This is a genomic window from Gordonia sihwensis (assembly GCF_029632925.1).
In the GTDB taxonomy this organism is placed as follows: domain Bacteria; phylum Actinomycetota; class Actinomycetes; order Mycobacteriales; family Mycobacteriaceae; genus Gordonia; species Gordonia sihwensis.
Window position 1 is genome coordinate 3,500,562 of the sequence record NZ_CP121248.1, and the last position, 12,415, is coordinate 3,512,976.

Here is a 12,415-nt window from a genome sequence, read left to right on the forward strand (position 1 = left end):
CTAGGTCGCGTTCCGCACCGGCATCGCCACGTACTTGGTCTCCAAGAACTCGTCGATGCCGGAGAATCCGCCCTCCCGGCCGAGACCCGATTGCTTCACGCCGCCGAACGGTGCCGCGGGATTCGAGACCAGCCCGGTGTTGAATCCCACCATCCCGGTCTCCAGTCGCTCGGCGATGGAGAAACCGCGATCCGCGGACTCGGTCATCACATAGGAGACGAGACCGAACTCCGTGTTGTTCGCGAGTTCGACGGCCTCGTCGTCGGAGTCGAACGGCACCAACGCGGCCACCGGCCCGAAGATCTCCGTGCGCACCATCTCGGCGTCGGACGCGACGCCGGTCAGGACCGTCGGCGGGTAGAACCATCCGCGCCCCTCGGGCCGCTCGCCGCCGCACAGTACCTCCGCACCGCGGGAGACGGCGTCGCGCACCAGATCGTCGACCTTGTCGACGGCGGCGCGGTTCACCAACGGACCCACATCGGTGCCGTCGACCGCCCCGTCTCCGACGGTCAGCTCCGACATCCGGGTAGTCAGCCGCCCGGCGAAGTCTCCGATCACCGAACGGTGCACCAGGATCCGGTTGGCGGCCGTGCACGCCTCGCCCATGTTCCGCATCTTGGCCGCGAGGACTGCCTCGATCGCGACATCGAGATCGGCGTCCTCGCAGACGATGAACGGGGCATTGCCGCCCAGTTCCATCGACGTCCGCAGCACTCCGCGGGCGCATTGTTCGAGCAGCGACTTGCCGACGTCGGTGGAGCCGGTGAACGACAGCTTGCGCGCCTTGCCCGAATCGATCCACGGCTCGACGACCGAGCCGGCCGACGAGGTGCAGACCACCGAGAGGACTCCGTCGGGCAGCCCCGCCTCGCGCAGCAGATCGGTGACGTACAGGGAGGTCAGCGGGGTGAGGCTGGCCGGCTTGTAGACCATCGTGCAACCGGCGGCGATGGCCGGCCCGATCTTTCGCGCGACCATCGCGAGCGGAAAGTTCCACGGCGTGATCAGGATGCACGGTCCCACCGGTTCCTGGGTGACGATGATCCGCGACTTGCCGTCGGGACTGCGCCGCGCATCGCCGCGGATCCGCACGGCCTCCTCGGCGAACCAGCGGAAGAATTCGGCGCCGTACGCCACCTCGCCGCGGGACTCGGCCAGCGGTTTGCCCATCTCCGCGGTCATCACCGCCGCGACCTCGTCAGCCCGTTCGGTGAGGAGTTCGTACGCTCTCCGCAGGATCTCCGACCGCTCGCGCGCGGGGGTCGCCGCCCACTCGCGCTGGTGTGCCGCCGCCGAGTCGATCGCCGCGACCGCATCGCTCTCGCCACCGTCGGCGAGCGTCGCCAGCACCTCTCCGGTGGCCGGGTTCTCGACGTCGAACGTGCTGCCGGAAGACGCCTGGCGCCAGCGTCCGTCGATGTGGATGCCGGTGCCTAGACCGGCGATGATGTCGGCGACGGAACGGGTCATGACATACCTCCTGTGATGATTGAGCTATCGGGGTCCTCCCCCGCCGGCCGCGGGGTCGGCGGAGTGCGATTCGAGTGGGTCCGGGTCGAGCAGTTCCAGCAGATGCCGTCCTCGCCGGTCGGCGCCCGTGGCTCCGCCGGCGGCCGGATCGGTGACGGCGAGGCGACGGATCGCGGTGGCGCACGAGAAGCCGTCGGTGAGCACCGGAGTGTCGGGATGACGCCGCAGTGCGGGCGCCAGCGATTGCTCGGCCACCGCGTCCGACACCTCCTCATGACCGGCGGTGAAACCGAAATCGCCTGCCACACCGCAACACCCGGTCGCCTCGACGATGCTGCCGACGCCGAGTGCGGTGAGCGTCGCACGCTGGACCCGGTTTCCGAAGGTCGCGTATTCGTGGCAGTGAGTCTGAAGCACCACCGCCTCAGGTGGTCCGTCCGGCCACTGTGGCGCACGCCCTTGCTCTGCGAGGCGCCCCAGGTGCACCGCCACCGATCGTACGCGCGCCGCCACGCGGCGTGCCCGCTCCGCATCGGCCGCACCCACCGACTCCTCCGAGAGCAGTCGCGGCAGATCCTCGCGCAGTGCCGCGGCGCAGCTCGGCTCCACGACGACGATCGGCGCCTCCGGGTCGAGGGCGTCGAGATGCCGGGCCGTGCGCCGCAACGTCCTGCGGGCGGCGTCGAGCCGACCGGTGGTGATCTGAGTGAGCCCGCAGCAGTGGTGCTCGCTGCAGGCGACCGCGGCGTGGACGCCGCCGAGCACCCGGACAGCCGCACCGGCCACCTCCGGACGCAGCCCCCGGGTGAACGAGTCGAGGAACAGCACCACCTCGGCCGGTCCGGGCGCGCCGACACTGTCCGGAGCGCGTCCGAGTTCGGCGCGCAGCCGCGCTGCGGACGCGAACTGCGGCAGCACCCGGCCCTGCGCCAGACCGCCCAGCCGCGCACCGGCGCGGCCGGCCCGCGAGGCCAGCAGCCGGTTCAGCGGTCCGGCGGCGTACGGGGTGAACCGCAGCCACGTGGGCAGCAGACCGAGCGTGTAGTGCGCCCGCGGCCGCAGCCGTCGGGCATATCTGCGGTGCAGCGCCTCGGACTTCATCGCCGCCATGTCCACACCCGTCGGGCAGTCGGACGAGCACGCCTTGCACGCCAGACACAACTCCAACGATTCGGCGACCATCGGTGAGTCCCAGTCCGCGGCGGCACCGCCCCGGACCAGTTCCTGCAGCACCCTCGCGCGGCCGCGCGTGGAGTCCTTCTCGTCGCCGGTGGCCCGGTAGGACGGACACATCACTCCGCCCGAGTGAGTCCGGCACCGTCCGATGCCGATGCACGACTGGGCGGGATGCGGGTCGACGTCGGCCAGCGCGAGGTCGGCGTCGATCGGCCGGGTGGCCCGGAGTCCGCCCGGCGCGAGCAGGCCCCGAGGGTCCCAGATCGACGCAAAGCGGTCGAAGGCCGTCAGCATCTCGTCGGAGTACATGATCGGCAGCAGCTCCGACCGCGCGCGTCCGTCGCCGTGCTCCCCGGAGAGCGAGCCCTCGTAGCGCACCACGAGGTGCGCGGCATCGGTGCAGAACTCGCGGAACACGGTGCGCCCCTGCGAGGTCCGCAGATCGAAGTCGATTCGGATGTGCATGCAGCCGGCGCCGAAGTGGCCGTACATTACGCCGGTGAGACCGTGCCGGCCGAGCAGGTCGCGGAAGTCGGCGAGGTAGTCGGCCAGCAGGTCCGGCCGCACGGCGGCGTCCTCCCAGCCGGGCCAGGTGGAGATGGTCTCGCCCGTCGCGGGATCGGTGAGCCGCGAGCTGAGTCCGGCGCCGTCCTCGCGTACGCGCCACAGGTCGGCGCGCTCCGCGGGATCGTGCACCTGGCGGACGTCGACCGGGTGTCCGGCGGTCCGCAGCTCGTGCACCAGTTCATCGGCCGCGTCGGCACCGCGGTCGGTCTCGATGAACAGCCATGCGTGCCCGGAGGGCAGATCGGCCACCGCGTCGGCGCCGCGCCGGCGGCGCATCGTCTCCACGATCACCTCGTCGACCCCTTCGACGGCGGTGGGTCCGTGGAGCAGCAGCAACGGCACGTCGCACGCCGCGTCGACGATGTCGGCGTATCCGGCCACGATCAGCGAGGTGGTCGCGGGCCGCGGTACCAGCGCGACCGTGGCCGAGGTGATGACGCCGCACGTTCCCTCGCTGCCGACCAGCGCACGGGCGACGTCGAAGCCCTCCTCGGGAAGCAGATGCCTGAGGTGATAGCCGGACACCTGCCGCGGAATGCGTCCCAGCTCGGTCCTGATGGCGGCGAGGTGGTCGGCGGCCAGCGCGCGCAACTCCGACTCGAGGTGTTCGGCGCGCGCCGCGGCCTGGGTGTCGGCGGGATCGGTGGCCCTGATTCCGTTGCGGGTGGCGGTGACCCGCAGTCCGTCGGCGGTGACCAGGGCGAGTTCGACGACGTGATCGGCGGTGCGGCCGTAGCGCACCGAGTGGTTGCCGCAGGCGTCGTTGCCGACAGCCCCGCCGAGGCAGGCACGGGTCTGGCTCGACGGGTCCGGGGCGAAGGTCAGGCGATCGCCGGTGGACGCGTGCACCGCTGCCCGCAGCGCGGTGAGCACCACCCCGGCCTGTGCCGTGGCCGTACCCGCTTCCTCGTCCACGCGGAGCACCCGGTTCATGTGGCGCGAGAGATCGATGACCAGTCCGTCACCGATCGAGTTGCCCGACATCGAGGTGCCGCCTCCGCGGGCGGTCACCGGCACTCCGAGACGGTGACAGACGGTGAGCGCCGCGGACACCTCTCCCTCCGACCGGGGGAAGAGCACCGCCGCGGGCACCACGCGGTAGTTGGAGGCGTCGTAGGAGTACTCGGCGAGACGCCGCGGAGAGGACTCCGGGGCCAGTCCTTCCGCGCGGAGTGCATCGATCAGCGCGGCGGGGACTGTCATGAGATCAGCCTCCCACTACACGCTCCACGGCGCGAATGAATCTCTCCGTGCCGGTGGCGACCTCGTCTGCGGTGACGGTCAGCGGCGGGATGATCCGGACGATGGCCCCGATGGGTCCGCAGGTGAGGGTCAGCAGATCCTCGTCGATGCACGCCCGCTGCACGGCGCCCGCCAGCCGCACCGCCTCGGCCGAGTCCGGGCTCCCCGCATTGGCCGTCGGATCGCCGAATTCGACGGCCAGCATCAGTCCGGTTCCGCGGATGTCGCAGATCTCATCGACGCCGTCGAGCCCTGCGCGCAGGCCGTCGAGCAATTGCGCGCCGCGTACGCGCGCATTCTCCACCAGCCCTTCCCGTTCGATCACCTCGAGCGTGGCCACGCCGGCGGCCGCCGCGACCGCGTTGCCGCCGTAGGTCCCGCCCTGCGACCCCGGCCAGGCCTTCGCCATGATCGCCTCGGGCGCCGCGATCGCCGAGATCGGAAACCCCGAGGCGATGCCCTTGGCGGTGATGATGACATCGGGCACCAGCCCGTCGGTGTGCTGATGCCCCCAGAATCGTCCGGTGCGACCGACGCCCGCCTGCACCTCGTCGAGCACCAGCAGCGCGCCGTGCCGTCGGGTCCGCTCGCGCAGGCCGGCGAGGTATGCGGGCGGGACCGCGAGGTATCCGCCGTCGCCGAGGACGGGTTCGATCAGAACCGCGGCCAGTTCGTCGGGATGAATCCGAGTGCCGAGGAGGTAGTCGAACTCCTTGAGCGCGTAGTCGACGGCCTCGTCCTCCGACAGTCCCAGCCGCAGGGCGTCGGGGAACGGGGTGGTCGCGACACCGGCCATCAGCGGTCCGAACCCGGCCGAGAACTTGGTGCCCGCCGAGGTGAGCGAGGCGGCGGCCACGGTGCGGCCGTGGAATCCGCGCTGCACCGTGACGATGTACTGGCGCCGCGTCGCCATCCGCGCCAGCCGGACCGCGGCCTCGACCGCCTCCGACCCGGAGTTGGCGTAGAAAACCGAGTCGATCCCGTCCGGCAGATGTTCGCCGAGCTTCTCGGTGAGCCGCAACAGCGGTTGGTGCATCACCGTCGTGTACTGCGCGTGGATGATCTTGGCGCACTGCTCCTGCGCGGCGGCCACCACGTCGGGATGACAGTGACCGGTGCTGGTGACACCGATCCCCGTGGTGAAGTCGAGATAGCGGCGGCCGTCCGTGCCGTGTATCCACGATCCGGACGCGTGGTCGACGACGACCGGAGTCGCCTGCTTCAGAACCGGAGACAGGGACGCGCTGCTCATGTGGTCAGTGTGTCCCCCCGCACATCGACTGTCAACGGTAGGATTGTCGACAATCTGGCGACCGTTACGGTGGAACCATGTCCGACCGCAGACCCATCGTCGTCCTGCTCACCGCCGACGGAGTCGAGCCGCCAGCCGACCTCGACGCGATGGCCCGGATCGCCGAGATCCGCACCGCGACGGACGGCACCCTCGCCGACGCGCTACCCGGCGCCGACGTCCTGCTGGTCTGGGACATCTTCTCCGACGCCCTGTCGCGCGCCTGGCACGCGGCGGACGCGCTGCGATGGGTGCACGTGGCCGCGGCCGGCGTGGACGCGATCCTGTTCGACGGGCTCCGGTCGTCGTCCGTACGGGTCACCAATGCGCGCGGCGTCTTCGACGAGCCGATCGCCGAATACGTGCTGGCCTGCATTCTGGCGCACGACAAGCTCCTCCACGAGACCGAGGAGTTCAGGCGCGAGGAGCGGTGGGTGCACCGGGAGACCCGGCGCGTCGCCGGCCGCCGTGCGCTGGTGGTCGGAACCGGGGGCATCGGGCGAGCCACGGCCCGGCTGCTGCGGCGCGTGGGGCTGCAGGTGCGCGGTGCCGGCCGACGGCCCCGCGAGGACGATCCCGACTTCGGCGTGGTCGTCGACTCGGCCGACCTCGCCGCCCACCTCACCGACGTGGACCACCTGGTGATGGTCGCGCCCCTGACGGAGACGACTCGGGGGATGCTCGGCGCCGGGCAGTTGGCGGCGCTGCCCGACGGCGCGCACGTCGTCAACGTCGGGCGAGGCGCCCTGGTGGATCAGTCCGCGCTCACCGCCGAGATCGCGGCCGGACGGCTCTCGGCGCATCTCGACGTTTTCGACACCGAGCCGCTTCCCGCCGATGACCCGCTGTGGACGCTGCCCGGCGCGCACATCAGCCCGCACATGTCGGGCGACGTGATCGGCTGGCGTGGCACGCTCTCCGACCAGTTCCTCGGCATGCTGACCGACTATGCCGCAGGGCGCGATCCCGGGCCCGCCGTCGACAAGGAACGCGGTTACGTTCCCGGCCGCTGACCGCCCGGAGCCCGGAGTCCCACTTCCACCGCGGCCTCGGCCATCGCGTCGATGAATGCCTGCAGCGACGATCGGTCCGAGTCCCTGGTGCGGTACGCGATCGACAGGTTGCGCTCGAATCTCCCGGCCAGCGGCGTCAGCTCCGCGCCCGGCGGCGGTGTCATCCCACCGAGGTCGGACACCAGTGTCACACCTTGACCGGCGGCGACGAGCGCCAGCGCGGTCGACTGCTCGCCGACGACGTGCCGCACATCCGGTTCGAATCCCGCCTCCCGGCATGCCAGGCGCACCGCGCGGCCGAAGTGCGAACGCGAGTCGGACAGGATCCATGCGTCGGCAGCCAGTCCCGCGAGGTCGATCGGGTCGGGACCGGCGGCACCCGCGGGCGCCGCGACGTACATCCGCTCCACCGCGATCGTCTGCCGTTCCAGGGTGCGGATCCGCGGCATCGCGTAGTTCGAGTAGTCGATGACGAATGAGAGGTCGAGCGAACCGTCGCGCACCGCATCGGAACCCGCCTCGGGCGCCAGTTCCACCGACCGCACCGAGACTCCCGGCGCTCGCCGTTCGAGAATCGCCAGTCCGGTCGGCAGGAGCCCCGTCGCCACCGACGCCCACACGCCGGCGCGGAGCGTGGCGGACGAGGCACCGCGCAGTGATTCGATCGCGTTGCCCGCGCTCTCGACCGCGTCGAGGATCGACTCGGAGTGATCGGCGAGCACCATGCCGGCCTCGGTGAGTGAGATGCGGCGTCCGTGCCGTTCGAACAACGGAGTCTCCGCCTCCCGCTCCAGGAGCGAAAGCTGTTGGGACACTGCGGACGCCGAATAGTGGAGGGCGTCGGCCACCGCGGTGACCGTGCCGCGGTACCGAAGCTCCCGAAGCAGTTTCAGGCGGTGCAGCGAGACCTCCATGCATCGAGCCTAATCGGTAAAGCTGAACGGTCGTCTTCACAAATTCCACATGGACCCGGGCGCATCCGGAATCCGATGATGAGGACGACGGCGGATGTACGCACCCGCGAGATCGACCGTGAGGAGGACCGGCCATGACGCTCACCCCGACCGACCCGGCTGCCGCAGGCGGTCTGCCCCCGACCGAGGGCGTTCTGCACGAGACCGTCCTGCCCGCGCCCGGCTCCGGCGGGCGTCGACCGCCGTTTCTGCGCATCGAATGGGTCGACGACGAGACCGGCGCCGTGGGCTACCTCGTGATCGACACTCTGGTGCACGGGATGGCGACCGGCGGAACTCGCATGCGCGCGGGTTGCACCGTCGACGAGGTGGCCGATCTGGCACGCGGAATGTCGAACAAGACGGCGGCCTTCGACCTGCCCGTCGGCGGTGCGAAGGGCGGCATCGATTTCGATCCCAAGGATCCGCGGGCCGTCGATGTACTGACCCGCTACTGCGAGGCGATGCGTCCCTTCCTCGACAACCATTGGGTCACCGCCGAGGATCTCGGAGTGTCGCAGGAGCGGATCGACACCGTCTTCGCCCGTCTCGGGATGCGGCAGTCGTATCACGCGGCGATCGAGCGGTCGCCGGACCCGCGCGCGACCGCCGACCGCGTCTTCGCGGGTCTCAACGCCTACGCGCCCGGAGGACGCCTCGGCGACGTGGTCGGTGGCTACGGCGTCGCGCAGGCCGCTCTGGCCGCGGCCGGGGTTCGCGGCTGGGCGGTGCCGGAGACGACGATCGCGGTCCAGGGCGCCGGGACGATGGGCGGCGGCGCCGCGTTCTATCTGCACGAAGCCGGTGCGCGCGTGGTGGCCTTGGCCGATGCCGCCGGGACGCTCTACGACCCGGACGGGCTCGACGTCCCCGGGCTGCTCGACGCACGGGATGAGTACGGCGAGATCGATCGGACCGCGGTGCCGTCGCGGGTGATGCGCCTGCCTCGCGAGGCAGTTCTGGCGACCGCGTGCGACATCCTGGTCCCCGCGGCCGTGTCGTACGCGATCACCGGCGCAGGGTGCGGCGACGTCCGAGCGCGGATCGTGGTGGAAGCCGCGAACGCTCCGACCACCGCCGACGCCGAACTGGATCTCACCGCCCGCGGTATCGCCGTGATCCCCGACTTCATCGCCAACGCCGGCGCCGTCGCCTGGGCGTGGTGGCTGCTGCTCGGCCAGGTGGGCGAGGACTACCGCGACTCGTTCGACCGGTTGCGCACCCGGATGGATGCGAAGGTCTCGTCATTGCTGACCGGGTGGACACCGTCCGCCGGCCCCATCCGCTGGGCCGCCGACGTCTCCGCGCGCTCGCGCTCCGCGGAGCCGCTGGTGGTTCCGTAGCCCGACTCCGCGTAGGCGCGTCGGCGGGGTGACGCCCGACGCCGCGCGACCCGGCGGCGAGCGTAACGCACGCGTACGGTCGAGTGCATGGCTCACATCGCGATCATCGGCGGTCACGGAAAGATCGCCCTACTCCTGGCTCCCCTGCTCATCGCGCGTGGCGACGCGGTCACGTCGATCATCCGCAACGCGGACCATGCCGCAGACGTCGAGGCGACGGGCGCACGGGCACTGATCCTCGACATCGAGAACTCGACTGAGGGTCAGATCGCCGAGGCGTTGACGGGCACCGACGCCGTGGTCTTCAGCGCGGGCGCGGGCGGCGGCGACCCGGCACGCACGTACGCCGTCGACCGCGATGCGGCAATCGCCACGATGCACGCCGCGCAGTCCGCGGGTGTTCGGCGCTTCGTGATGGTCTCCTACCTCGGCGCCGGCCCCGATCACGGCGTGCCCGAGAGCGACTCGTTCTTCCCGTACGCCGAGGCCAAAGCCGCTGCTGACACGGCTCTGCGCTCGGCTGACCTCGACTGGACAATTCTGATGCCCGGCCGGCTGACGCTCGACGAACCGACCGGCGCGATCGACCCGGGCGCGACGCGCTCACCCGACAATCCCGGTACGTCGCGGGCGAACGTCGCACTGGTCGCCGCCGCGGTCCTCGCGACACCGTCGACGACAGGAAAGGACATCGCGTTCACCGACGGCGACGTACCCGTCGATCAAGCGGTGCGCTGACACCTACCGCCGATCAAGCGGACTTCCAGGTGGCGACCGCCCAGATGACGACCAGGTCGAGGGCGATGAGCAAGATGGACCACCAGGGGTAGTACGGCAGCCAGAGGAAATTGGCGATGATCGACAGCGATGCGATGACTATGGCCGCGACGCGCGCCCACACCGCACCGGTGAACATGCCGATGGCGATGATCATCGCGAGGACGCCCACCACGATGTGGATCCAGCCCCACGCGGTGGTGTCGAACTGGTAAACGTACTGCGGGCCTACGACGATCAGGTCGTCGTTGACGACTGCCGAAATGCCCTGGAACAGACCGAGAAGACCGGCGACGAAGAGCAGGATCGCAGCGGCGAACGTGGCCCCGCCTGCGACGCCCTGCCGTACCGGATGCGATTCGCGTTGATCGGGAACGGACATGAGGGAACTCCCATCGTGTTGATCGTCTACGCCCCCATCATCGCGCTCGGCCATCCCTCGCACATCACCCTTTGCGAGTGATTCCGACGGCAAGGGAGAATCCGGCGTGCTCGGTCCCGGTCAGATCAGCCTCAGCTCCCGCGCCCGCGTTATCGCGTCACGACGGCCGCGCGCCCCGAGCTTCTGGTAGATCGCGCGCTGATGCGTCTTGACGGTATTCACCGAGATGAACAGCCGATCGGCGATCTCGGCGGTGGTCGTGGCACCGAGCAGATGCCGGAGGACATCCATCTCGCGGGCGCTCAGCCGCGGAACCAGCCGGCCCGCCTCGTCGACGAGCCCGCCGGTACGGACCGGAATCCGATTGAGAAGGTCGAGTGCGAAGCCGCTGTGCTCCGTGCCGCCGGCGACCCGGTCGGACAGCAGTTCGCGCAAGTGGACTCCTCGTTCGAGGAACGGCCGGCGAAGCCGATGACCGGCGGCGATGCCCAGGGCTCGGTCGAGGGCCCGCAGTCGCTGATCCCTGCTCGACCCTCCGCCGCTGTTCGCCGCGACGTCGAGGCACTCGGCCACCATTCCCCGGATCGAGTCCGCGTCGCCCGCGAAGCGGATGCCGACACGTCTGCGGTGGCGGTTCCGACTCAGCACCGCATGGGTGCCGATCGCTACGGTCACCAACGAGTCCGGAACGCCCGGGACCGACGCCGCGCGAAGTGCCTCGTCGGCGAACCGGAGCGCCTCGGCGACGGCTCGTCGCGCCATCATCAGCCGCGCCTGGAGGACCACCAGCACCACGGTCGCGTGGGGGCTGTGGACCGATGCGGACGCCGAATCGAGCCACGTCGCCGCATCGTCGAGGTCATCCCGGTCGAGCGCGATGCCCGCAAGCGCCAGATGTGCGGCCCCGGCCTGGACGGCGAGAGGACTGCCGAGCTCGTCGGCATCTGCGACCGCGCGGCGGGCGTGAGTTTCAGCCGCCGACAAGTCTCCGTCCTGCCACTCGAGAAGCGCGAGGTTCGCGCGGGCGTTGAGAACGGGAAGCAGAATCCGCGGGCCGCCCTCATACCGCAGCACGTCGGCGAGATCGGCTCGGCCCGCCACACGATCCCCCGACCAGAGCTCACAGGCTCCGAGGTTGCCGACCAGCGCCGTCCGAATCACGTCCCAGTCCGCCAGTCCGGAAGTCGCCAGCGCCTCTGGGTTCCGGTGCAGTCGATCGCAGCGTGCCCGCAACCCCGCCGGATCGTCGATCCACGGCCGCAATCCCAACTCGACCAATTCCAACAGGAACTCGTACCGGCGACGCCTGCGGCCCTCGAGGCGGCAGACGCGACCGTGCGCCGCCGCTGCCAACTCGTCCAGGTCGGCGGTCCGGCCCGTCATGGCCTCGGCCGTCGCCACCCCGATCGCCAACCCGGGATGAGTGAGAACCGCGTCCCGCGGAACTCGGCTCAACGTCGCCGACAGCCAGTCCGGCGGGCGCGCCATCGCCCACGCGATGATGTGGGTGCCGACGAGTTCGGAGGCCGCCTCCCACTCGTTCGCCTCGATCGCATGCTCCAGCGCCCGTCTGGGCATGCCTTGTTCACGAAACCAGTGCGCGGCCACCCGATGCGAAGTGGCCAGATCGCGCCGGTCGGTGATCCGGGAACGGAGCAGATCGAGCAGGAGCGGGTGCAGCCGGTACCAGCCGGGGGCGTTTGCGCTCTCGTGGACGAACATGTTGAGACCGGCGAGTTCGGCCAGCCGCTCACCGCTGTCTTCACCTCCGCCGAGAGCAGCGGCCAGTTCCGGACACACTTCGTCGGCGACGCAGACCCTGGTGAGGAAGTAGCGCCATTGCAGCGGTGCGCCGAGGAATACCTCTCGCATCAGATAGTCGGCGACGTATCCGTCCCGTCCGGAGAACTCGGTGGCGTACGCGTGCGGATCGGCCGCCGAAGCCAGACCGATGGCCGCGAGGCGCAGACCGGCGGCCCAGCCTCCGGTTCGCTCGACCAGCCGCTCCACGTCGTCCGGACCGACGGTCACCGACGCATCCGCCAGCAGCGCCGCCGCCTCGTGAACACCGAACCGGATCTCGTCGACGCGGACCTCGCTCAGCACCGATTCCACCCGCATGCGGTGCAGTGGCCACGGCGGATCGTGGCGCGTCACCGCGACGATGCGCACGCTGTCGGGCATCCGGTCCACCAGTT

Annotated in this window: 9 protein-coding genes; 3 read left to right on the forward strand and 6 right to left on the reverse strand. The window is 70.4% G+C overall.

The features are described from left to right. From P5P27_RS16750 to P5P27_RS16760, 3 genes are read right to left on the reverse strand one after another with little or no spacing between them, the layout of a single operon-like run. Entirely contained in the window at window positions 1-1,473 is a 1,473-nt protein-coding gene (locus P5P27_RS16750; RefSeq protein ID WP_006896107.1) for an NAD-dependent succinate-semialdehyde dehydrogenase, read from the reverse strand. Window positions 1,474-1,497: 24 nt separating this feature from the next. Continuing rightward, a complete protein-coding gene (locus tag P5P27_RS16755; protein WP_278125120.1) occupies window positions 1,498-4,419 on the reverse strand; it encodes an FAD-binding and (Fe-S)-binding domain-containing protein in 2,922 nt (973 codons plus the stop codon). A 4-nt stretch (window positions 4,420-4,423) separates the two neighbouring features. After that, the gene (locus P5P27_RS16760; protein WP_006896105.1) at window positions 4,424-5,710 is read right to left on the reverse strand and encodes an aspartate aminotransferase family protein; all 1,287 of its coding nucleotides are present in this window, start codon (window positions 5,708-5,710) and stop codon (window positions 4,424-4,426) included. Between the two features lie 77 nt (window positions 5,711-5,787). Here P5P27_RS16760 and P5P27_RS16765 point away from each other — a divergent pair, with 77 nt between their 5' ends. After that, a complete protein-coding gene (locus P5P27_RS16765; RefSeq protein WP_278125123.1) occupies window positions 5,788-6,762 on the forward strand; it encodes a D-2-hydroxyacid dehydrogenase in 975 nt (324 codons plus the stop codon). Here the strand turns inward: P5P27_RS16765 and P5P27_RS16770 are convergent. Next, the gene (locus P5P27_RS16770; protein WP_062366518.1) at window positions 6,744-7,676 is read right to left on the reverse strand and encodes a LysR substrate-binding domain-containing protein; all 933 of its coding nucleotides are present in this window, start codon (window positions 7,674-7,676) and stop codon (window positions 6,744-6,746) included. The genes P5P27_RS16765 and P5P27_RS16770 overlap by 19 nt on opposite strands. A 134-nt stretch (window positions 7,677-7,810) precedes the next feature. Between P5P27_RS16770 and P5P27_RS16775 the strand changes: the two genes are divergently transcribed. Both P5P27_RS16775 and P5P27_RS16780 read left to right on the forward strand, forming a co-directional pair. Next, window positions 7,811-9,058, forward strand: coding sequence for a Glu/Leu/Phe/Val dehydrogenase dimerization domain-containing protein (locus P5P27_RS16775; RefSeq protein WP_006896101.1), 1,248 nt, complete (start codon window positions 7,811-7,813; stop codon window positions 9,056-9,058). An 87-nt stretch (window positions 9,059-9,145) separates the two neighbouring features. Beyond that, window positions 9,146-9,796: an NAD(P)H-binding protein gene (locus tag P5P27_RS16780; RefSeq protein ID WP_006896100.1), complete on the forward strand. Its 651-nt coding sequence runs from the start codon at window positions 9,146-9,148 to the stop codon at window positions 9,794-9,796. 13 nt (window positions 9,797-9,809) lie between these two features. Here the strand turns inward: P5P27_RS16780 and P5P27_RS16785 are convergent, their stop codons facing one another. Together P5P27_RS16785 and P5P27_RS16790 are read right to left on the reverse strand one after the other, a co-directional pair. After that, window positions 9,810-10,217, reverse strand: coding sequence for a DUF7144 family membrane protein (locus P5P27_RS16785; protein WP_278125128.1), 408 nt, complete (start codon window positions 10,215-10,217; stop codon window positions 9,810-9,812). 120 nt (window positions 10,218-10,337) lie between these two features. Continuing rightward, window positions 10,338-12,401: a winged helix-turn-helix domain-containing protein gene (locus P5P27_RS16790; protein ID WP_278125129.1), complete on the reverse strand. Its 2,064-nt coding sequence runs from the start codon at window positions 12,399-12,401 to the stop codon at window positions 10,338-10,340. Window positions 12,402-12,415 lie beyond the last annotated feature (14 nt).